The organism is Megamonas rupellensis DSM 19944 (assembly GCF_000378365.1).
GTDB classification, from domain to species: Bacteria; Bacillota; Negativicutes; order Selenomonadales; family Selenomonadaceae; genus Megamonas; species Megamonas funiformis.
In genome coordinates this window covers 25,915-49,758 of sequence record NZ_KB899576.1, presented here as the reverse complement: position 1 = coordinate 49,758, position 23,844 = coordinate 25,915, and the positions used below count along the sequence as shown (strand labels likewise).

Sequence of the window (23,844 nt, the reverse complement as noted above, 5' to 3'; positions counted from 1 at the left end):
TCCTTTTTACTTTTGGGGTAAAGAATTGTTTCTTTTTGATTTCAACATTTCGATATTTTTTAGTAATGTTAACTCTATTTTAGGTGTTATTTTCTTTGTTTTACGTAAAGTTTCAAGAAAATGTTGCTGTTGCAATATAGAATAATCAATTCTTCTAAATTCATTTGCTAATTTTAATTTATTATAAAATTTGTTAATAAATTCATCATTAATAAATTCATCTTTTATTCTTATATTAGCTTCATCATCTCTATAAAATATATTACAAATAGAATTATCATCTGGGTTTAATAATTTTACATAATTATTTTTAATCAATAAATCACTTTTAAATCTATTACAATTACGACAAGAAAATACTAAATTTTCTATTCTTCCTGCTTCTATTTCTCCCTGATCCTTATCCCTAAAAGATGACTCGCAAATATAATGATCTATTTCATAGGTCTCCAACGGCTGTATATCAGTAGATGTTCCACAATAAGCACATTTTCTATGATAGATATTAGCAAAACCTTCAAAAAAATTATTTTTATTTTTTTTATTAGAAACTACCTTATATATTACCTTTGTTTTAGATAAATCTTTTATTTGTTGCTTTAATCGTTCTTTCTTTTCTGATGTCTGTTCTAACATAAAATTATTATCTACAGTTCTATAATCTAATTGTTTAATATTATTTTGAGTATTCATCTTTTAATTCCTTAAAACTTCGTATTAATTCATCAATATCTGATTTTGTTAATTCATCATATAAATTATTACCTTCTATTGACTCTAAAACTTTATCTTTTAAAGCTTTATCTACATTATCACTTTTTCTTAAATCATCAGCTAATTCTTCAAATTCAACAATTCTTTTTATAGCCATATCTAATACTGGTATAAGATTATCCTCATAATATTTATTTGCGTCATTAGTATCTTTTCCTGAAAATTTTTTAATAATATTATCTCCTTTTAAATTAGGATCTTGTGTTATAATTATTACTTCTATAAAAGGAAATAATTTTCTAAGAATAATCTTAAATTGTTTTCCTGAAAATTTTCCTGTTGTTGCAGAATATTCTTCGAATAAATGATTATCTATCAATATTATATTAGCACTAGATATCGCTTGATCTTTAAAAAGTACTTCATATCCATTTTTATTATCAAACAATATTTCATCATAATCTTTTTTTATAATTCTTCCATCATCTAAAGTATAAAGCCTTTTTTTATAAATTTTGTTAAGAAACCTAGATAATATACTATCCATATTATCATCAATATAAATTATTTTTACACTGGAAATCATATTTTATCACCTATTTCAAATTGAATTCTAAATCCATTATTTCCTGAAATATCTTTTATCTTCCCATTAGTCATTTCTACAGTATTATTGACTATCCACATGCCTAATCCATGACCATCTTTACGTGAAGTTTCATGTACTCCTAATATACGCATTGGATCATTTACATATTTTTCAGGAAGACCTTTTCCATCATCTTGATATATTATACTTAATTTATTAGATTCTTTTTTTACTACTATAGATATATTTATATTTGTTAGACTTTGATTTTGTTGAATAGTATTTAATATTAAATTATCAAAAATAACAAAAAATATATCTTCAGATATATTAAAGTATAAATTTTCATCTACATCTAATTTTATATTTAAACAAGCATAATCATGCTTCCAATTTTTAGATATATATTCTAATATTTTAAAAATACTTTGTTCTTTAGATAAATATCTATTTTTTTCTATTTCTTCAAGCATTATATTCATAAATGTTAAGATTTTATTATTTATATGCTTATTTTGTGCTAATAAATGAGGTACATTATTATATACATATTTAGTATTTTCAGGTAAATTTAATTCATCCCACATATTATAATCTTTTAATGCATCTACAATATATTTATAATTAACATCTATATTATTTCTATCATTTTTTAATTCATGAGCTATAGATGTAGCTTTAAGTCCTGATGTAGCTAATACATTTAATATTCTAACATCATATTTATATCTTTTCTCGGTAGCTTCTTTATCTTGCTTATTTTTATCGGATTCTTTTGTTATATTTTCAATTTCATTAACAAAATTTTGCACTTCTTCTTTCGTAAATTCTTTTATAATATCAGGCTCTTTTATTACCTTAGGAACTATATTTGTCGTTTTATTAGAAGTACTATATGTTATTTTATTTTTTTTATTAATAGCTCTTATAATACTTTGTCTATATCGTTCAAATATACTTACACCTATGCTTATAATTTTTAAAAATAATTTATAATACTCATTTTCATTTATTCCTTGTCTATTTGATAGCTCCTGTAACATATAATTTTCTTTTTTATCAATGAGTACTTTTCCTGAAATTTGATTTTCCCTTACTCTCCAAGCGCCTGTAGGATGTGTTGCTGCTGCTGGAGATTTTCTACTTCTTTTTCCAAAGCCTAACCAATCTTTATCTCCTTCATATGAAGATATTCCAAATGCATTACGATATAATACAACACCTTTTTCATATCGATCTGGTAAATCCTTATATTTATAAAGAAAAGCTTCCATATCCTTATTTGTAGATGATTTTAATGAAAAATATAAGTCAGCTGAAAAATCACCTAAATATGTTAAAAAAGTTTCTAAATGATTATCATCATAATCAATATCTTTATCTCCCATTAATTCATCTTTAATATTAATTGATTGTTTATATGATACTAAATCTATATTTGGACAAAATTTTTTAGCTTCTTCTTTAAATTCATCATTTTCAACTGAACATATTAATTGCATATTATTACTATCATATTCTAAAAATATATAACTTGTATAATTTTTCCCTATTTGAGGAGATTTATAATACGGTATTACTTGATATGTTTCTTTTTCCGATTTAATTTGTATACACATTTTACTATCATTATATGTTATTGATAAATAATCTGATAAAATTTTTATAGATTTTTCAGTCCAGTTATCTCTTAAATTTGTTATTTCAATTATTGTACCTATGTCTAATGATGTATTTTCTTCAAAGTCTAAAATAGATTCATTCCAGTCTGTTTTCCATAAAATAGCTTTGCAGTCTTTCTTTTTACTATGTAAAGATGCATTTTCTCCTAGTCTAGCTAAAGCAAATCTACCTATTCCTTTAGAGCCTGCCAATACACGTGTATTTTCATCTGTTCCTATACTATAATCTTTATCACTTCTTCCTACATGCATCCAATTTTTTCGAATAATTTCTTCATTCATGCCAATTCCATCATCTTCGAAAACTATTTTATTTTTAGTTATTGAAATAATCAGATTTTTAGCATTAGCATCATAAGCATTCTTAACTAATTCTAAAACAGCTGATTCTTTATTATTGAAATTTTGAACGCCTAATAATTGAGCAATTGTTTTATCCTCAACAACATATTTTAAATTCTCCATAGTAAATAACTCCTATTGTTATTTTTTTTCATTATAATAGATTAAAAATTCTTTTGCAATCTAATACCTTATTATAAATATTGTTTTTGACAAAAAGCTTTTTTTCTTACATACTAAAACTGTGTGTAATATAAGCATAGTTAAGGAGTTTAACTATGGCTAGAATTTATAAACAAAAAACCAAGACAAAAGGTTTTTCCTATTACTTTACCATAGAACTAGGAAAAGATAATACAGGTAAACGCAATCGTATAAAACGTGGAGGTTTTACTAGACGCAAAGATGCAGAAAAAGCTGCTTTAGAACTAGAAGCTGCTGCTCTATCTGGCAAAGTAATCAAACAAAATACAAGCATAACACTACATTATTTTATGTGGAATGTTTGGTTAGAATATCATCGTGGTTTTGTAAAACAATCTACGGCATGGCATATAGAATCTATACTTCGTAGAATAGATTGCTTCTTTAGCAGTGATGTTAAGTTAGTAGATGTTACGCCTCAAAAATGTCATTTATTTATAAAGCATATGTTTATTAAACAAAAATTAAGTAGACGAGTTGTTATAGAAACTTTTAATATTTTAAAAGCGGTGTTTACACATGCAATAAAAGTAGAAAAGATATTATCTGCTAATCCATGTGAAAATCTTAGTATCTCTAGATATTCTGCAAAAGAAAAGGAAGCTCAAATTTTAGTTGATGCTAATAAAATTCTTTATATCGAAAAAGATGATTTAGAAAAGTTTTTCATTCAAGCTAAATCTGATAAATATGCTTTCCCTTATTATACAATCAGCTTAATTATGCTCTATACAGGTATGCGTATAGGTGAAGTATTAGGACTTCAATGGGAAAATATTGATTTTGAAAACAATATTATTCATATCCGCCATGATTTATTCTGTCCTGGTGCATTAGATTGGGTATTACAAACACCTAAATCAAAATCTAGTATTAGAGATGTACTAATTTCAGATAAACTAGCTTCGATACTAAAATCGTATCGAAAACAATTCTTAGAATTTAAACTTCAATCACCAACATGGGATCAACTACAATACAATTTTATCTTTTCATCTTTCAAGTATCCTGGTCAGCCGTTGGCTAGACAAAATGTTTACTGGTGGGTTACAAGAATTGCTAAAAAAATAAACGCTTTATACATTCATCCACATTTGTTCCGCCATACACATGTATCTTTATTGGCTGAAGCTGGTGTACCTCTACCAGTAATCACTGAAAGACTAGGTCATGCAAGCACTAAAATAACAGAAGAAATTTATCTTCATATAACTAAAACAACTAAAGAAAACTATCTTCATAAATTCAATAGAATAGTAGAAAACTTATAATGGCACCAAAATGGCACTAAAATAAAAAAAGACATTGGCAATATTTACCAAAAATCCTAATATATAGCTACTTTCAAGCTTTTATACAATAAATATTGTCAATGTCTTTAAAATTGTCAATCCAAGTGCGACAATTCTTTTTGGTCTACTATTTAATAATATTAATTTTTCTATTAAATCATCTTGAATTTTCGTTGCTACCTCTTTGCCATGCTGCATAAGCATCTGCAAAATATACTTTTATATTTAATTTTTCTACTTCTTTGTAACATGCAAATTCTTTTCTTCTATCTGTTGTGAATGTTTTTAATGCCTTTTTTGGTAGTACTTTCACTAACTTTTTTATTGCTTTTAGCATTGATGGGACTGTTCTATCTTTTATTTTTATTACCACATAAAACTTTGTTTTTCTTTCTATAAATGTTGCTAAACAAGCCTTAGATTTTCCGCTACTAGATATTATGGTATCTAGCTCCCATTGTCCAAAAATTCTTCTACTTTTTACATCTTTTGGTCTAAAGGATAATGGAAAAATAAAAAATGTGCTTAATGATAGGTTGAATTATTTATTAAGTTTGTATTCCAATCCAATGATGTCTGCTAGTGAATTTAAAAAAAGTTTATAGCACAGTATATGACGTATTTATAAAAGGGTTTTGTGTTTTATATTGCAAAAATCACAAGATATGTTATACTAATTATAGAAACAGTGAAGTTCATTATAATGCACAAAACCCTTAGGAAGTGGTAGTTCCTAAGGGTTTTTACATTATTACGCTAATGCTGGAGCGTTAGGATAGTTACTCAAAAAAGTGCTTATCTATCCATTTGTAAATGAAGTAAGAGATTACATTTACCATAATAAGCACAACAATATCAGTGAAATTCATTATATGCACCTCCTCTCTGTTACCAGATTGGAGTTGAGTAACGAAAATAGTATAACATAAATTTATTAGTTAAGCACCTAAGAAGGTGCTTTTTTGTACCCATTTTTAAGATATTCAGAAAGGAAAATACAATGAATAAACGATTAGAAGAAATTTTACAAAAAAAAGAAGCAATCCGTTCTTTGTTAGCTGATGAAAAAATAAAAATTTAAATTTTGATGAGCTTGAAAAAGAAGTTAGAGACTTGACGAAGAAGAAAAAGAAATCTCTACAACTACTAGTGAATGGGTAAGAGCTAAAAATACAGGATTTCTAGCTCTTATAGATAGTGCTAATAATAAAATTCTTGATGAAATTGAAAAATCTATAAAAAAATAACTTATTACTACAAAGTAATAAGTTATGCGGTGCCATTTTAGTGTCATATAAGTGCCATAAAAAATATATTAATACATTAATAAAATAAAAAATAATCAATTTATATAATGTGTGTAATATTAAGCATTTTTATTTAATAAAAATAAAATATATAAATTAAATATCTTCCTTCTCTATTCTTTATTAATAAAAAGTATAGTCATCTAACTTAATTATATATTGACAAAATAATATTTATCCTTATATAATTAAACTAGATAAATATAAAAATATAATAGTAACAAACTACATTAATCCCTAAAATACTTGCTTCTACTGACCGCTTTTGTAGAAGCTTTATTTTTTATCTAAATAAAAAAAGATAGACAGAAGATTTTCTGTCTATCTTTTTTCTTTATTGAGAGATTTATTTTTTATTGATATATTCAATAATTACATCTGCAATATCTTCAAGGGATTTATGGCTAGTATTAACACTTAAATCATAATTTTTAGGATTTCCCCATTCTTTGCCTGTATAATAAGCATAATACTCAGCTCTTTTAGCATCTTCTTGATTTAATTCAATAACAGATTTTCCATCATATACTGTTCTACCGCGTTCTTCACGATATTCATCATTTGCACAAACAAATACAGAACATACATTTTCATTGCCTTGTAAAACAGCATCTGCACATCTACCAAGAATAATGCAATTACCATCTTTAGCTAAACGGCGAATAATTTCAGATTCTTGTTCAAACATTTTATGGTTCATTGGCTTAGCACCGCTCATACCAAAAATGTAAAATGGCATGAATTTAAGAGAAAGTGGTGGCACATTATCTTCAAATTCTTTTAATTGACTTTCACTCATGCCACTAATACCTAATTGAGCAGCAGCCATATGCACGATTTGTCTATCATATAATTTATAACCTAATTTTTCAGCTAAAATATTTGCGAGTTCACGACCGCCACTACCATATTGACGACTGATTGCTATAACATTATTTTTCACAAAAAGACCCTCTTTCAAAATTATTTATTAATTAATCATTTGTTTTGCGGAAAACTAAAGAATATCCTAAAACAACTGCAAAACATACTACAGGTAAATAGAATGCTGTTCTAATAGCTGCTTCTGCTGCGGAGAAACCACTAACCATGAAGCTTAATGCACTAGAGTCAACTAACCAACCCATGATAGGAGTGATTATTGCACCACCTAAGATAGCCATGATTAAACCTGCTGCACCGAATTTTACTTCAGCACCGAGACCACGAAGAGCAATACCATAAATTGTTGGGAACATTAAGCTCATGCAACCAGAAATTGCAATTAAACAATATACAGAAAAATCTCCTTTAATATATATTGTACCTAAACAACATAAAATACCTGCCAAAGCAAATACAGCCATCATTTTTGCAGGAACAAAATACTTCATTAGATATACACATATCCATCTAAAAATAATAAATAAAACCATTGCTACAATGAAATAATCTACAGCTTCATGTTCTACCAAACCTTTAGTAATCATTATATATTTGATAGTCCATGTCCAAACTGCAATCTGTACACCTACATAGAAGAACTGAGTGATAACACCACAATAATATCGAGGATTAGAAAATAACTTTTTAAAAGCTTCAATAACAGTCATTGCTACACGACCATCTTTTTCATTTAATTTACTTCTAAAGAAAATAACCCAAATGATAAATGCAATTAAAATCAAACCAACATAAGGAACACACACCCAGAAAAGTTCTGTATGTCGTATTTCTGCAAGTTGTTCAGATGACATAAGTAATCTTTCATCTAAATCAGCAGGATTTAAATTTGCTAATATTAAATATTTAGCTAAAAATAAGCCAGCCATTGAACCTACAGGGTTGAATGCTTGGGCAAAGTTCAATCTACGAACACTTGTTTCTGGAGCACCTAAAGATAATACGAATGGATTACATGTTGTTTCTAATACAGATAAACCACTAGCTAAGATAAAGATTGATATTAAGAATAAATTATAACTTTGTAATAAAGCTGCTGGGATATAACCAAATGCACCTATCATATAAAAACCAAGACCTACTAAAACACCAACACGATAAGAATATTTTCTAACAATAAAGGCTGCTGGCATAGCGAGTACAGCATACGCTCCATAGAAAGCAACTTGTACTAAGGAAGAATCAACTGCTTTAATCATAAAGATTTTAGCAAAAGCAGGAACTAAAGTATCATTCATGTTATTTAACATACCCCAAAGAGCAAAACAAGATACAAGTAAGAAGAAATAAATTCTATATTGGGCAGGAACTACTGGTATACTGTTGCTATTATTTGCAACATTTTTTTCGCTTAATGTATTTGCATTATTTTCCATGATAAAACCTCTCTTAAATATTTATACACGAACAAAAATCACATAATTAATCTACTACAACACCTTTTTGCAACATGATATTAGCATAAAGAGCTTTTTCACTTGTAGCGATAATAGCATAAGCTGTTTTTGCTTCTTTGTAGAAAGCAAATCTTTCAATATTGCCGATAGCATTTGCTCCACGTTCATCATGTTTAGCTACGATTTCTTTATAAGTATCCCAAATAGGAGTTTCTACTGTATCACCAGGCATTACTTCCATGAGATTAACAGGTTTATCAACATAAATATCTAATGGGAAAACTTTTAAAATTGCATCTAATAATTCAGGAACACCATGACCATCACATCTGATTACTATTGCATTTTTACCCATGGACTCTGCTGGAAAATTTCCATCAGCGATAACAATTCTATCGCTATGACCCATTTCACAAAGTACTTTTAATAATTCAGGTGATAATATTTTAGGAATATTTTTTAACATAATAGACTCTCCTTAACATTTTTATATATTTCATCCCAATTTTCATCTTTTTGAGGTTCATAAACAGTAACATTTTCAGAATTAGCAATTATCTTGCGTGCTTCTTTGATATCTTTTATTTCACCTAATGCCATTAACTGAAGTGCAATATTTCCCATTACTGTAGCTTCTACAGGGCCTGCCACTACTTTTCTACCACAAACATCAGCTGTTAATTGACATAATAATTTACTTTGGATACCGCCACCAATGATGTTTAAGGTATCATATTTTTTGCCAGTAGCCATTTCAATTTGTTCTAAAGCAAATCTGTATTTAACAGCTAAACTCTGATCTATACAACGAACGATTTCTGCTTCATTTTGAGGAACGTATTGACCTGTGCGTTTGCAATATTCTTGAATTCGTTTTGGAATATTACCTGCTGGAATAAATTCTTCATTATCTGTATCAATAAAGGAATTTATCATGCCCACTTTACTAGCCATCTGTTCGAGTTCACCGAAGCCATATTCTTTACCTTCTCTAATCCATTGACGGCGACTTTCTTGAATGAGCCACAATCCGATGATATTTTTTAAGAAGGAAGTTTTATTATCTGCTCCGCCTTCATTAGTAATATTCAAACTTGCGGAAGTTTCGTTGATTATAGGTGTTTTTAATTCTGTTCCTAATAAGGACCATGTACCACAAGATAAGAATATAAAATCATCTTCTTGAGTTGGTACTGCTACCATAGCTGATTGAGTATCATGTCCTGCTACAGCAATTACATCTATTTCATTTATTCCTAATTCTTCACTGATTTGTTTACTCAACTTACCAATTTTTGTTCCTGGTTGAACGATTTTGGTGAATATATTTTTCGGTAAATCCAAATTTTCAATAATTTCTGAAGACCAAGTTTTGTTTTTAGCATCTAATAATTGAGTTGTGGATGCTATTGTATATTCCGTACATTTTTCATTAGATAAGAAATAATTTAATAAATCCGGCATTAATAATAAAGTTTCAGCTTTTTGCAATAATTCAGGTTGATTTTCTTTCAATGCCATCAATTGGAAAAGAGTATTTAATTCCATAAATTGGTTACCTGTAATGCTATAAACAGTATCTTTATCCAATTTAGCAAAAACTTTTTCCATCATACCTTTTGTTCTAGCATCTCTATAATGAACAGGATTTTCTAAAAGTTTGCCATCTTTATTTAAAAGACCAAAATCCACGCCCCATGTATCTATACCTAGGCTTTTTATTTCACCTTCTTGTTTTGCTTTAATCAAACCAATCTTTATATCATGAAATAATCTTAATACATCCCAGTACATAGTATCTAGTAAAATCACAGGATCATTTGTGAAGCGATGTATTTCTTTTAAAGAAATTTTTTCACCATCAAAACTACCAATGATAGCTCTACCACTAGAAGCTCCAAAATCTAAGGCTAAAACCTTAACATCTTTTTTCATGTTTTCACTCCTCACTGTTAACTTTTAACCTTATTATATCAACACCTAGATATTAAATCTTGTTATATTATCACCAAAAATAGAATAATATTCACTTTTAATAAATTATTTGAAAATTTTATATAAAATCATAAAACAAAATAAATTAACAAAATAATACATAATGTTTAAAGTTAATATATATAAAAAAAACAGCCCAATGATATATTGGGCTGTTCGTAAATAATTAGTCTTCTTTATAATGTTTATAACCTGGGTGTCTGCCTTTTACGCCATAGTAGCTGCGTAAGTTGATGAGTTTATCAATATTTTCACGAGAAATTTCTTTTGGTCCACCTAAAAGATAAGCATTTAAGTTGATTTTAGCAAATAATTCTAATGTTTCCATTTTGTAATAAGCTTCCACCAAATTAGAACCAACAGTTAATGCACCGTGATTTTCTAATAATACAGCATCATGTTCTTGAATGTAAGGTGCAATAGCTTCAGGTACCTCGTAAGTAGAAGGTGTTCCATAAGGGGTGATAGGAATAGAACCTAATGCTACTACTGTTTCAATCATATCATATCTATCTAAAGGTACATGAGCTACAGCAAAGCCAGTAGCTGTTGGGGGATGTGCGTGAAGCACTGCACCTACATCTTCACGGTCAGCATAACAACGTAAATGCATTTTGATTTCAGAAGATGGTCTATATCCTTCATTAGCTTCTAAAATTTCGCCTTCTGCATTAATACGTACTAATTTTTCAGGAGTGATGAAACTTTTGCTAATTCCTGTTGGTGTAGCAAGGAAAGTACCATCATCTAATTTTACTGTTATATTACCATCATTAGCAGCAACCCAACCTAATTGCCACATTTTATGACAAATATCGCATATCTGTTCTTTTATTTCTTCGTAAGCCATAATAATAAGCTCCTCCAATTAATCTATATTATATCCTAATTATTTATATAAAGGACCATAGTTTTTGCAAGCTCTATAGTCTTGACCTTCTTTATCCATACCAAAAGCATTCCAAGCAGCAGGACGGAAGATTTTATCTTCAGGAACGTTATGCATGCATACAGGAATTCTGAGCATAGAGCATAATGTAATGAGGTCTGCACCGATATGACCATAGCTGATAGCACCGTGATTTGCACCCCAGTTATTCATTACATCATAAGCAGATTTGAATGCACCTTCACCAGTTAAACGTGGAGCAAACCAAGTGCAAGGCCAAGTGTAGTCAGTACGTTTCCAGAGTTTATCAGATACTTCATCTGGTAATTTTACAGTCCAACCTTCTGCAATCTGTAATACAGGGCCTAAGCCTTTTACAAGATTTAAACGAACCATAGTTACAGGCATTTCGCTATTTGTTAAGAAACGGGAGCTAAATCCGCCACCTCTGAAATAACCATTATCAGCAGGGCACCATTCAGTTGCATCGAGGCAAGCTTTTTGGTCTTTTTCAGTCATTTCCCAGAATGGTTTAATTACGCCATTACCATTTTCATCTTTTGCTTCACCACAAGCATCGATACAAGCAGCACCGGAGTTGATTAAGTGAATAAATCCTTTGGATTCTTTAGCAACGCCTTCTAATTCATAACCAGTAGCCTGTTTAACTGCTTCAGGGCTCCAGTATGTTCTAACGTCAGCGAAGATCTGTGCAGTATTTGTTAATAATTTACCAAAGAGCATACCTACGCCGTTTAATGTATCATTTTCTGTAGCAAGTACATATGGTTCTCTTGCACCATTCCAGTCGAAGGAAGAGTTCATCATTGCTTCTGGGAAGTCGCAGTTTGGATAGAAGTCTGTCCATTGTCTTTGACCTTGGAAACCACCAGCGATTGCATTATGACCTAATTGTTCTTCTTCGCAACCTTCTGGTAAGTTTTTATTACCATTGTAAAGGTCTTTAATGATACACATCATTTTTACAACAAATTCCCAAGCTTCTTCTTTTTCAGCATCTGTTTTACGGCAAAAATCTGGGTTTTTATCAAAGCCTTGTTTGCAGTTTTCTTTAGTCCATTTTAAAGCTTTTTCAAATTCTGCATGGTCATAAATACCTTCTGTCATACGACGGATAATTTCAACTTCATCTACAGATTCAACTCTCATACCAAGATATTCCTCAAAAAATTCTGTACTAATAATAGAACCTGCAATACCCATACAAATAGAACCAATTTGTAAGTAAGATTTGCCTCTCATTGTAGCAACAGCTACAGCTGCGCGACCAAATCTTAAAAGTTTTTCTTTAACATCTTCCGGAATTTCTGTAGCATCTGCATTTTGTACATCATGACCATAAATACCAAAAGCTGGAAGACCTTTTTGCGCATGGCTTGCAAGCACAGAAGCAAGATATACAGCACCAGGACGTTCAGTACCGTTAAAACCCCAAACGCCTTTGATTGTTTTTGGGTCCATATCCATTGTTTCAGAACCATAGCACCAGCAAGGAGTTACTGTTAAAGTGATATCTACACCTTCTTTTTTGAATTTTTCTGCACAAGCAGCACTTTCTGGCACACGACCAATTGTTGTATCAGCGATAACTACTTTTACTGGTTCACCATTAGAATATTTGAGGTTTTCTGTAAATAATTTAGCAGCAGCTTTTGCCATGCCCATAGTTTGTTCTTCTAAAGATTCTCTAACTTTTAAAACGCCTCTACGTCCGTCAATTGTAGGGCGGATACCAATTACAGGATAATCTCCAATTAATCTGTTTGTTGCCATTGTAAAATTCCTCCTAAGAAATATTTTTAATATATTTATTTTATGTTTTGGTTTGTTGTTTATTTCATGATTAAATTATAACAACTAAATATTAATAATACTTGTTATATTATCACTAAAAATATAATAATATTCACTTTTTAAAAATTGTATGAAACTTTACATTTTTAGAAATATAAGTATAATAATAATATAAAATTTTATTAGGAGAATAAATTATGAAACGTGATAGTTATAATGAACAAAGAGAACGTGGTAATTTTTCATTTCCTGTAGAATATCATTATGTAACTAATCATCATCCACGCTATAATATGCCATATCATTGGCATATTCAATATGAAATTATTCGTGTATTAGAAGGAAAAATTGTAATTTCTATAGATGAGAATGAATATATAGCTAATGCCGGAGATATAATTTTTATCACAGATGGTTGTGTTCATGGAGGAAAAGCTTTTTTAGAAAATACTATATACGAATGTATGGTATTTGATAAGAAATTATTTGAAACAAATGTAGGTGATAAAAATATTCTTCAAAAATTTTTTGAACATCATTTAATTATCAATAGTTACTTTAATAATGAATATACCGATATTCACCGCACTATATGGACTATATTTGATGCTCTAAAAGCAAAACCAAATGGATATGAATTTATCGTACTTGGCTGTTTATTTAATTTCTTTGGTTTAGTTTTAAAACACAACCTCTATACAAAATCTTTTACAAATTTTATAAGTAGTAATCAGAAAAACATTCACAAATTGAAAAAGGCATTTCATCTTATTGAAACTTCATATAGTCAACCATTAACTTTAGAAGATTTAGCTAATACTTCTGGATTATCACCGAAGTATTTTTGCCGATTTTTCCAAAGTATGACTAATAAAACACCTATTGCCTATTTAAATTATTATCGAATTGAATGTGCTTGCAGTAAATTAATCAGTGATAAAGACCAATCTATCACTGATATAGCTTATAGTTGTGGATTTAATGATTTATCTTACTTTATAAAAACATTCCGTAAATACAAAAATACAACACCAAATAAATACATCAAATCTTATTTTGAATTAACCAATAAATAGAAAAAGCTCTTATTAACCTTATAATCAAAGTTAATAAGAGCTTTTTTATTTAATAAAATCATTATTATTCGCTAACAGTTTCTGTTCTTTTATTATCTTGAAAAGAATTTTTCAATGGCTGTAAAGGGCTAATAGTAGAAATAGCATGTTTATAAACCATCATCTGTTTTCCAGCAGAATCCAAAATAACTGTGAAATTATCAAAACCTTTTACATTTCCACGTAATTGGAAGCCATTTGTTAAATGGATAATAACTCCTACATTTTCTTTTCTCACTTGATTTAAAAAAACATCTTGTAAATTTATTGTTTTGTTTGGCATCTTAAGGGTCCTCCAATTAAAATATAATTCTTTTCTTAACTAATTTAATTAGTTTATTTATAGTGCTTTTATTATCTCAATAATAAAATTATATGTCAATTATTATAAGATATTAAAATGTGCCTTGCAATCAGTCAATACAGTAGCTAACAATTCATCTTCACTTAAATGCTCTACATCATACCAAGAAATATATGGCATTTTCTTATACCATGTAAACTGTCGTTTAGCAAAATGACGAGTAGCTTTTTTCATTTCATAAACAGCAGTATCTAAATCAATATCTCCATTTAAATAACTAGCGATTTCTCGATAGCCAATTCCTTTCATGGATTGCCAATCAATCTTCGCGCCATTTTGTAGTAGAGATTTTACTTCATCTACAAATCCACAGTCCATCATAATATCAACGCGTTGATTAATTCTATCATATAAATTTTGACGACTGCGGTTCAAACCTACAATATAGGCATCATAAATTAATTCACCTGTCAATTCATAATGATTTTTTTGTGAAATCTGCTCTTTACCTAAATGATATACCTCTAAAGCACGAATAATGCGATTGAAATTATTAATATGCAATCTTTGAGCCGTCTGTGGGTCTACTTCTTGTAACATTTTATAAACATATTCTTTGCCATGTTCGCTTGCTAGTTTTTCTAAATGCTTCCTATATTCAACATCGCCAGAAGTTTCGTTAAAAATATAGCCTTCAAGCAAGGATTTTACATATAAGCCTGTACCGCCAGCTAAAATAGGAATTTTCCCTTCATTATTTATCTGTTCAATTAAAGGTTTAACCTTATCATGAAAATCACTTACATTAAAATTTTCCCAAGGCTCTAAAATATCAATGATATGATGTTTTATTCCCTTCATTTCTTCTAATGTAGGTTTAGCCGTACCTATATCAAAACCCTTATATACTAACATACTATCGCCAGAGATTATTTCTGTGGATAACTTTTGAGCTAAAGCTATGCTAAGATTTGTTTTGCCTACAGCAGTTGGCCCTAAAATAACGATTAATTTTAATTTTTCCATCTTATTTTACTAAATCCAAAGATGAACCAACAGGCACGATATCTACGCTAGCATGTGAAATACTTTCTGCATATGATTTAAAAGCTTCAGGATTTTCAGCAACAACAGGCCATGTATTATAGTGAACAGGAATAGCATGCTTTGCATTCAATAATTGAACAGCTTTAGCTGCATCTTTAGCGTCCATAGTATAATTACTGCCAATTGGTAAAATAGCATAATCAATTTGTTGTTTTTCGCCGATAAGAGCCATATCGCTAAATAAAGCTGTATCACCAGCGAAATAAACTACAGTATCATCATTGAACTTAATTACAAAACCACAAGGTATTCCACCTTCTACGCCTGCACTATGCAATGCAGGCACCATAGTTACTATACCAAATGGGAAAGTAAAAGAACCACCTAAATTCATACCATGAACATTTTCATAATCACTTGGTAATTTTGTCAAAACTTCTGGAGTAGAAATAACTTTTGCACCTGTTTTTTGTGCAATCTGTGTAGCATCTCCATAATGGTCTCCATGAGCATGAGTTAATAAAATATAATCGCATTCTACTTCATCAGCAGAAATACTTGCTACGGGGTTTCCTGTCAAAAATGGGTCAAATAATAATTTTTCATTATCTGTTTCAAGCAAGAAACAAGCATGTCCATAATATTTAAATTTAATCATTTAAAATCACCTTCTCTGAATTTATTCATCAAAATGTAATAATTCTTTTCGCTTTCTAGCATTAGTCAACATTTCTTCAGCATTTTCAAGTGAAGCTTGTGTTAAATCTATGCCTGATGACATTCTAGCAATTTCAGCGAGTTTAGCATCATAATTAATTTCATCAATGGTAGTAAAGGTTTTATTATTTTTAGTTTCTTTACTGATATAAAAATGAGCATCTGCCATCGCTGCAATCTGTGGTAAATGAGTGATACATATAACTTGTCTATATAGGGCAATGCGAGCAATTTTTTCAGCCATCATTTGAGCTGTTTTTCCGCCAACACCTGTATCCACCTCATCAAATACCATCAAATCAATATCATCTTTTTTTGCGGTAATAGTTTTTAAAGCTAAAGCAATACGAGACAATTCCCCACCTGAAACGATTTTAGCTAAGGATTTTAAATCTTCACCTAAATTAGCAGAAAATAAAACTTCCACATCATCTGCTCCATTTTCAGTGAAATCATTATTCAAGGTTAAATTTATGACGAGTTTCGCATCAGCCATAGATAAAGAAACTAATTCTTTCATGATTGCCATTTCTAAAGCTTTGGCACTTTTTTGACGTAATTCATGCAAAATTAAGGCTTCTTGGGATACATCTTTTGCTAATAAAGATAATTCTTGTTCTAGTTTGGCAAGATTATCATCATAATTTTCAATATAGGTCAATTCCTCTTTTGCTTTAGCTAAATAATTCAATATTTCCTCAATAGTATTGCCATATTTTCTTTTCAGCTTGTCGATATCATTCAATCGAGATTGCATCATATCTAACTTTTGAGGATTATAATCTATACTTTCACCATAATTGCGGATTTCATCTGCACTATCTTGTATTTGGAAATAAGCTTCATCTAATATTTGATGAACTTTAGCCATATTTTCGTCATATTGAGCTAAGTTTTCTAAATCCTTGCGCACTTGACTCAATGAACTTAAAATAGCAAATTTACCATTTTCGCCTTCATAAAGCAATTTATATGCATCTTGTGTCAATAATGATATCTTTTCTGCATTAGCTAAGACTTTTATTTCAGACTCTAATTTTTCATCTTCATCTAAAGTCAATTTAGCATTTTCAATCTCATTAATTTGCCATTTTAGCATATCTAATCGTTGAGCCATTTCTTGTGTATTTATTTTACTATCAGCTAATTTTTGTTTTATTTGTAACCACTGATAATATTTTTCTAAATACGCTTTTTTTTGCTTTTGAATAGCATCGCCATCATACATATCAATAAGTGATAATTGCTTTATAGGTTTTAGTAATGCCTGATTAGCATGTTGACCATGTATATCTACTAATAACTCACCTAGTTGGCGTAAAATAGCCATTGTCGTATGACAATTATTAATCTGTACGCTATTTTTACCATTTATATTTATCTGTCTAGTTATGATTAAATCATCATCTTCAACCAAGATATTATATTTAGTTAAAAAATCTTTGACTAAATTATTATCCAAAGTAAAAACAGCTTCTACTCGCATAAATTCACAACCACTGCGAATAGCATCAATATTTGTTCTTCGTCCAATAACCATACCCAAGGCACCTAATAAAATAGATTTACCAGCACCTGTTTCACCAGTAAGAATATTAAGACCTTTATCAAAATCTATTTGTACATGCTCAATCAAAGCAAAATTCCAAATTGATAGTGTTTTTAACATGAATATCCCCCGAATTAATTAAGCATATCCTGTAATCTTTTCATTATATCTTCTACAGCAGATATAGGTTTTACTACTATAAAAATATTATCATCACCTGCTACTGTACCTATGATTTCAGGCCATTTAGCATAATCTAAAGTAGAAGCTACTGCATTAGCTGCACCAGGAAGAGTTTTTACTACAATGATATTTTCACTGAAGTTCAAACCAACTACAGAATCTCTAAATAAATTTAATAAGCGATTTTTAGAATACATCAATTCCTTATCTGTAGGATAAGCATAACGATATCTTCCATCACCTGTAGGAACTTTTATTAGCATTAATTCTTTAATATCACGAGAAACAGTAGCTTGTGTTACTACTATATGTTGTTCTCTTAGAGCATTTGCTAATTCTTCTTGTGTTTCAATAACGGAGTGTTCAATAATTTCCTTAATTCTTGCATGGCGTGTAGCTTTCATGCATATTCACCAACTTTCTCAATCCAACATAATGCTGGAGCATTAAAATTATGATTTATCATTTTATACCAACCTACTGTAAAAGATTTTTTAGGTAAATCCTTTACAAATAGTTTTATAGACTGATACTCTTTTAAGCCTTTTTCATGACCTGGATACATAACAATTGCAACATAACCATTTATATTTAAATTGTTTAAGATTTTATCTATGGTCTTTAATGTTGTATCGTCTTTTGTCGTGAATTTATGATCTCCACCTGGTAAATATCCCAGATTAAAGATAGCTATATCTATTTTTGTCTGTATATAGTTATCAATATGTTCATGTGAATCATGAATAAATGATATATTTTCTAGTGGTAAATTTATATTATCTTTATTTTTTATTAATAAAGCTTTTGTATTTTCTATAGCTTCTTTTTGGATATCAAATGCATATATCTGAGCATTATTTAAGGCATTTTGAGCTAGAAACAGTGTATCATTGCCATTTCCAGCTGTAGCATCAACTATTATTTTTGCTTCATTTAATCTATTTTTTAATAAGCAATGTGCTAACTGAATTGAGTTACTGAGCTTTTGCATGGAAAATTCCTCTTTTTTTATTATAATTTAAAATAAAAATCTATCGCTTATAAACAGAGTTTATTCATAAATGTTTGATAGAAATTTTTATCTTCAAATCTAACTATCTGTGCTGGAAAATTCGCTTTTTCAATTATAATTTCATCATCTGGCTCAATATCAACGCCTTCTTGTCCATCTAATGTTAAGTTTACGCTTCGCTTTGTCATGCTAATGATATTAATGATATTCAAAGCGACTTTTTCACTTTCATCAATAACCATAGGGCGAATGAAACAAGAATGTGGGCATATTGGTGTCAATATAATTCCTTTTACTTTAGGATTTACAATTGGCCCACCAGCAGATAGAGAATATGCTGTTGAGCCTGTAGGAGTCGATATTATCAATCCATCAGCTTTATAATTTGTTACCATATAATCATTGATAGCTACACCAAAATGTAGCATACGTGATACACCGCATTTACTTACAACTACATCATTTACAGCACTGCCAATATAGTTTATTTTCCCTTGTCTTTTTATATATGCAGACAACATTAATCGCTCTTCTATTTTATATTGTCTATTGATGATTTTTGTCAGTTTGGCTTCAATTTCTCCTGGTTCAATATCTGCTAAAAATCCTAAATGTCCAATATTAATACCACATACAGGTATACCATTTTTAGCCAGTCTTCTACAAAGACCTAATAAAGTACCATCTCCACCGATGCTAATCGCCATATCAATATATTCTTTTTCAATGTTTTGATTGATTAATTCTTCATGATAGAAAAATTTACCTTCTTTTGGCGGTAATAATAATTCAATATTATATTGATTAGCAAATTTTATTACTCTTTCTAAAATCTCCCCAGCTCCTGATTTAGTTACATTAGGATAAATAGCTATTCTCATTAAATATTGTCCCCCTATTTATCTAATTGTGCATGTGCTTTTTGTACAATATCTTTTATCAAATTGTCATCAATATTACTTTGATGTTGTTTATCTAAATCTAATAAAATTAAATATTCAATATTTCCTTCTGGCCCTTTTACTGGAGAATATGTCAATTCTCTAGGTGCAAATTCTAATTGTGTACTTAAATCTACGATTTTTTTGATTACTTCTTCATGTACACTAGCTTCACGAACTACGCCTTTTTTACCTACTTTATCTTTTCCTGCTTCAAATTGAGGTTTTATTAAAGCAACTATTTTACCATCATCGCTAAGTAAAGTTTTAGCTACAGGTAAAACTTTATCTAAAGAGATAAAAGCTACGTCGATAGAAGCAAAGTTTATAGGTTCACCTATATCTTCTGGTGTAACATAGCGAATGTTTGTTCTTTCCATATTCACTACACGTTCATCTGTACGTAATGACCATGCTAATTGTCCATAGCCTACATCTATAGCAAAAACTTTTTTTGCTCCATTTTGTAAAGAACAATCTGTAAAACCACCTGTTGAAGCGCCAATATCTGCTACAACTAAATCTGTTAAATCTAATTTAAATTCTTGGATGGCTTTCGCTAATTTTAAACCTCCACGGCTTACATATCCTATGCTATCACCTAAAACACGGATAACAGCATCTTCTTTTACCATAGTTCCTGGTTTATCTATTTTTTGACCATTAACTAATACTAAGCCTGCCATTATAGTTGTTTTTGCACGTTCTCGACTAGATACTAAATTTTGTTCTGTTAACATCACATCTAAACGTTTTTTTGCCATTAACTTCACACCTATTTCTATTCTTCAAAATCTTTTATTGTTTGTATTATATCTTCACTTGTTAATTTACATTCTTTCAATAATTCACTACGTGTACCTTGTTCTATAAATTCATCTGGTATACCCATGCGAATTACTGGTTTATATATTTTATTTTGATTTAATAATTCTAAAATAGCACTGCCAAAACCGCCAGCTAAAATACCTTCTTCAATCGTTACTACGTATTTTACTTTTTTAGCTATATTTAAAATTAATTCTTCATCTAATGGTTTTATAAAGCGAGCATTAATAACGCTACAATTTATATTTTCTAATGATAATTTTTCACTAGCTACCATAGCTTCTTTTACCATTGAACCAACAGAGATTATTGCTACTGTAGCATTTTCCTTATCTTGTAAAATTTCGCCTTTGCCTAAAGGTAAAATCTCTACATCTTCTTCAATTGGAACACCACAAGCATTACCTCGCGGATAACGTATGCTACATGGACAATTATATTCCACTGCACTAAATACCATTTGACGAAGTTCATTTTCATCTTTTGGTGCCATAACTACCATATTTGGTATTTGACGCATATATGCTATATCAAATACACCATGATGAGTTGGGCCATCTTCACCAACAAGCCCTGCCCTATCTAAACAAAATACTACTGGTAATTTTTGTAAACATATATCATGGATAACCTGATCATAAGCACGTTGAGCAAAAGTTGAATATAATGCTACAAATGGTCGTTTACCAATACAAGCTTGACCACCAGCAAATGTTACAGCATGTTCTTCTGCGATACCTACATCAAAAAATCTCTTAGGGTAAACATCAGCAAATTTTTGTAAGCCTGTGCCTGATGGCATAGCTGCTGTAATCGCTGTTATATTTTTATTTTTGGCGGCTAAATCTATCAATGCTCTACTAAAAACAGCAGTATACGTAGGTACAATGCTATTAGAAGCTATAGGTAGTCCTGTCAATACATCAAATTTACCAATACCATGGAATTTAGATGGATTATTTTCTGCTGGTAAATAGCCATGACCTTTTTTAGTCTGCACATGAATGAGTACTGGGCCATCAATATTTGCTTTAACTTTTTCAAAAACATTTATCAAATCAGTTAAACTATGACCATTTAATGCTCCGATATAATTAAAACCTAAAGCTTCAAAAATACCACCAGGAACAATGGCATTTTTTACACCATCTTTTACATAATTAGCTGTTTTTAAAACAGAACCACCTATTTTCGGTATATTACCCAAAATACGCTGAATATCTTTTTTGGCACGTTTATACTTTTCATCAATGCGAATAAGTGATAAATACTCTGATAACGCACCTACATTTTGTGAAATAGACATTTCATTATCATTTAAAATGACTATTAGTTTACGCTTAGACATTCCTGCATTATTCAAGCCCTCAAAAGCTTCGCCACCAGTCAAAGCGCCATCACCAATAATAGCAATTACATTATAATCTTCATTGTCTAAATCACGAGCAACTGCCATACCTAATGCCGCTGAAATTGATGTACTCGCATGACCCACACCAAATGCATCATATTCACTTTCAAAGCGATTTGGAAAACCTGTTATGCCATCTTTTTGTCGTAATGTGGAAAATTTTTCTAATCTGCCAGTTAAAATTTTATGTGCATATGCCTGATGACCAACGTCCCAAACAAATTTATCTCGTGGACAAGAAAAGACTTTATGCAAAGCTAAAGTAAGTTCTACTGTTCCTAAACAAGGAGCTAAATGACCGCCATTTTGAGCTACTGTTTTTATAATTAATTCTCTAATTTGCGTGGCTACAATTTCTAACTGAGTTTCAGATAAATATTTTAGCTCTGCCGGAGAATGTATTTGCTCTAAAATATTCATATATAACACTCTTTCTTTAGTTTATTTATTTCTAGTAATTAAATAATCTACTAAAGCTCTTAAAAATTCAGCATTCTCGCCAAAATCTACTAAAGACGCTTTTGCTTTATCCACAGCTTCTTGCGCTAAAGCTTTTGCACTTTCTAATGAACCCAAAGTAACATATGTGGATTTATGATTTTTTTCATCACTACCTACAGGCTTTCCTATAGTTTTTTCATCACCAACGACATCTAAAATATCATCAGTAATTTGAAAAGCCAGTCCAAATTGACGAGCATATTCTGTCAAATTAGCTAATTGTTTTTCATCAGCACCAGCCAAGATGGCACCAGAACGAATAGCAGCACAAAATAATGCACCTGTTTTAGCAGCATGCATTTGTTTTAAAGTCTGTATATCAATTTTTTTATTTTCGGATTGCATATCTATTACTTGACCGCCGACCATACCTTCTGCACCAGCAGCCTTGCTCATTTCAGTGATAATTTTTACTTTAGTTTCTGCATCTACATTTTTATCAGTGGCAATTATTTCAAATGCCATAGTGAGAAGCGCATCACCTGCTAAAATGGCTAAAGCTTCACCAAAAACTTTATGATTAGTAAGTTTTCCTCTGCGATAATCATCATTATCCATTGCTGGCAAATCATCATGTATTAAAGAATACGTATGAATAAACTCTATTGATGTTGATAATCTCAAGAATTTTTCACCATCAACGCCTAAAGCATCAGCTGCAGCCATTATTAAAATAGGACGAAGTCTTTTTCCACCAGCCATTAAACTGTAATTCATAGCTTTAGCTAAATCTTTATTGAGTGCCATATTTTCTGTATAAATCTCATTTAATTGCTGATTTATTAAATCCATTTTTCTTTGCATGTAGGATTTCATCATTTAATAATCACCTTCTATATCTAATTTCTTTTCAATTATTTTATTATCTTTTACATCAACTTCTGCATATATAGCATCTTTCGCTCTATTTAATTCATCTAAACAGAAAGCTGATAATTTCATACCTTCATTATATTTATCTATTAATTCATTTAATGGAATATCTCCAGCTTCTAATTGATTTACAATTTCTTCTAAAGTTTCCATAGCATTTTCAAAAGTTAATTTTTTTCTAGCCATGAGAAAAAC

The 23,844-nt window shown here is 29.9% G+C and carries 22 protein-coding genes and 1 pseudogene; 2 read left to right on the top strand and 21 right to left on the bottom strand.

The window, feature by feature from the left end; translation table 11 throughout:
• Positions 1 to 6: 6 nt before the first annotated feature.
• From F553_RS11725 to F553_RS0105685, 3 genes are read right to left on the bottom strand one after another with little or no spacing between them, the layout of a single operon-like run.
• Positions 7 to 693 carry an HNH endonuclease gene (locus tag F553_RS11725; protein WP_018999343.1) on the bottom strand — a complete coding sequence of 229 codons (687 nt, stop codon included), beginning with the start codon at positions 691 to 693 and terminating at the stop codon, positions 7 to 9.
• Entirely contained in the window at positions 677 to 1,300 is a 624-nt protein-coding gene (locus F553_RS0105690) for a hypothetical protein (RefSeq protein WP_018999342.1), read from the bottom strand. The genes F553_RS11725 and F553_RS0105690 overlap by 17 nt, the downstream gene beginning before the upstream one ends.
• The gene (locus F553_RS0105685; RefSeq protein WP_018999341.1) at positions 1,297 to 3,450 is read right to left on the bottom strand and encodes an ATP-binding protein; all 2,154 of its coding nucleotides are present in this window, start codon (positions 3,448 to 3,450) and stop codon (positions 1,297 to 1,299) included. The genes F553_RS0105690 and F553_RS0105685 overlap by 4 nt, the downstream gene beginning before the upstream one ends.
• A gap of 155 nt (positions 3,451 to 3,605) precedes the next feature.
• Here F553_RS0105685 and F553_RS0105680 point away from each other — a divergent pair, with 155 nt between their 5' ends.
• Positions 3,606 to 4,802: a tyrosine-type recombinase/integrase gene (locus tag F553_RS0105680; RefSeq protein ID WP_018999340.1), complete on the top strand. Its 1,197-nt coding sequence runs from the start codon at positions 3,606 to 3,608 to the stop codon at positions 4,800 to 4,802.
• Positions 4,803 to 4,883: 81 nt separating this feature from the next.
• On the opposite strand, the pseudogene F553_RS12745 reads toward F553_RS0105680, so the two are convergent.
• The 7 genes and pseudogenes from F553_RS12745 to F553_RS0105635 all read right to left on the bottom strand — a co-directional run.
• Positions 4,884 to 5,328: pseudogene (locus F553_RS12745) on the bottom strand (IS30 family transposase); the annotation flags it as partial.
• Positions 5,329 to 6,476: 1,148 nt separating this feature from the next.
• Entirely contained in the window at positions 6,477 to 7,073 is a 597-nt protein-coding gene (locus F553_RS0105660) for a cytidylate kinase-like family protein (RefSeq protein ID WP_008537874.1), read from the bottom strand.
• 31 nt (positions 7,074 to 7,104) lie between these two features.
• On the bottom strand, positions 7,105 to 8,448 hold the full coding sequence (gene fucP, locus F553_RS0105655; protein WP_018999337.1) for an L-fucose:H+ symporter permease: 1,344 nt from the start codon (positions 8,446 to 8,448) through the stop codon (positions 7,105 to 7,107).
• A 46-nt stretch (positions 8,449 to 8,494) separates the two neighbouring features.
• Positions 8,495 to 8,935, bottom strand: a complete 441-nt coding sequence (locus F553_RS0105650) for an RbsD/FucU family protein (RefSeq protein ID WP_018999336.1) — start codon at positions 8,933 to 8,935, stop codon at positions 8,495 to 8,497.
• Positions 8,929 to 10,404: a rhamnulokinase gene (locus F553_RS0105645; protein ID WP_018999335.1), complete on the bottom strand. Its 1,476-nt coding sequence runs from the start codon at positions 10,402 to 10,404 to the stop codon at positions 8,929 to 8,931. The genes F553_RS0105650 and F553_RS0105645 overlap by 7 nt, the downstream gene beginning before the upstream one ends.
• Positions 10,405 to 10,630: 226 nt before the next feature.
• The gene (locus F553_RS0105640) at positions 10,631 to 11,314 is read right to left on the bottom strand and encodes a class II aldolase/adducin family protein (RefSeq protein WP_008540268.1); all 684 of its coding nucleotides are present in this window, start codon (positions 11,312 to 11,314) and stop codon (positions 10,631 to 10,633) included.
• Positions 11,315 to 11,353: 39 nt separating this feature from the next.
• Positions 11,354 to 13,147, bottom strand: a complete 1,794-nt coding sequence (locus F553_RS0105635; protein ID WP_018999334.1) for an L-fucose isomerase — start codon at positions 13,145 to 13,147, stop codon at positions 11,354 to 11,356.
• 218 nt (positions 13,148 to 13,365) lie between these two features.
• On the opposite strand from F553_RS0105635, the gene F553_RS0105630 reads away from it, so the two are divergent.
• Positions 13,366 to 14,244, top strand: a complete 879-nt coding sequence (locus F553_RS0105630; RefSeq protein ID WP_018999333.1) for an AraC family transcriptional regulator — start codon at positions 13,366 to 13,368, stop codon at positions 14,242 to 14,244.
• A 64-nt stretch (positions 14,245 to 14,308) separates the two neighbouring features.
• Here F553_RS0105630 and hfq read toward each other — a convergent pair whose 3' ends face one another.
• From hfq to xseB, 11 genes are all read right to left on the bottom strand, one after another.
• Complete coding sequence (hfq, locus tag F553_RS0105625; RefSeq protein WP_008537868.1) at positions 14,309 to 14,566, bottom strand: RNA chaperone Hfq; 258 nt, start codon at positions 14,564 to 14,566, stop codon at positions 14,309 to 14,311.
• Between the two features lie 102 nt (positions 14,567 to 14,668).
• On the bottom strand, positions 14,669 to 15,613 hold the full coding sequence (gene miaA, locus F553_RS0105620) for a tRNA (adenosine(37)-N6)-dimethylallyltransferase MiaA (protein WP_018999332.1): 945 nt from the start codon (positions 15,611 to 15,613) through the stop codon (positions 14,669 to 14,671).
• Between the two features lies 1 nt (position 15,614).
• Positions 15,615 to 16,292, bottom strand: a complete 678-nt coding sequence (locus tag F553_RS0105615; protein WP_018999331.1) for a metal-dependent hydrolase — start codon at positions 16,290 to 16,292, stop codon at positions 15,615 to 15,617.
• A 21-nt stretch (positions 16,293 to 16,313) separates the two neighbouring features.
• The gene (gene recN, locus F553_RS0105610) at positions 16,314 to 18,020 is read right to left on the bottom strand and encodes a DNA repair protein RecN (RefSeq protein WP_018999330.1); all 1,707 of its coding nucleotides are present in this window, start codon (positions 18,018 to 18,020) and stop codon (positions 16,314 to 16,316) included.
• Between the two features lie 14 nt (positions 18,021 to 18,034).
• The gene (gene argR / locus F553_RS0105605) at positions 18,035 to 18,487 is read right to left on the bottom strand and encodes an arginine repressor (protein ID WP_008537864.1); all 453 of its coding nucleotides are present in this window, start codon (positions 18,485 to 18,487) and stop codon (positions 18,035 to 18,037) included.
• The gene (gene mnmM / locus F553_RS0105600) at positions 18,484 to 19,074 is read right to left on the bottom strand and encodes a tRNA 5-(aminomethyl)-2-thiouridylate-methyltransferase MnmM (RefSeq protein WP_018999329.1); all 591 of its coding nucleotides are present in this window, start codon (positions 19,072 to 19,074) and stop codon (positions 18,484 to 18,486) included. The genes argR and mnmM overlap by 4 nt, the downstream gene beginning before the upstream one ends.
• Positions 19,075 to 19,121: 47 nt before the next feature.
• Positions 19,122 to 19,976, bottom strand: coding sequence for an NAD(+)/NADH kinase (locus F553_RS0105595; protein WP_015562223.1), 855 nt, complete (start codon positions 19,974 to 19,976; stop codon positions 19,122 to 19,124).
• A 14-nt stretch (positions 19,977 to 19,990) separates the two neighbouring features.
• Complete coding sequence (locus F553_RS0105590) at positions 19,991 to 20,800, bottom strand: TlyA family RNA methyltransferase (protein ID WP_018999328.1); 810 nt, start codon at positions 20,798 to 20,800, stop codon at positions 19,991 to 19,993.
• Positions 20,801 to 20,817: 17 nt separating this feature from the next.
• A complete protein-coding gene (gene dxs / locus F553_RS0105585) occupies positions 20,818 to 22,695 on the bottom strand; it encodes a 1-deoxy-D-xylulose-5-phosphate synthase (RefSeq protein ID WP_018999327.1) in 1,878 nt (625 codons plus the stop codon).
• 21 nt (positions 22,696 to 22,716) lie between these two features.
• A complete protein-coding gene (locus F553_RS0105580; protein WP_018999326.1) occupies positions 22,717 to 23,595 on the bottom strand; it encodes a polyprenyl synthetase family protein in 879 nt (292 codons plus the stop codon).
• Complete coding sequence (gene xseB, locus F553_RS0105575; protein ID WP_008537857.1) at positions 23,596 to 23,835, bottom strand: exodeoxyribonuclease VII small subunit; 240 nt, start codon at positions 23,833 to 23,835, stop codon at positions 23,596 to 23,598.
• Positions 23,836 to 23,844 lie beyond the last annotated feature (9 nt).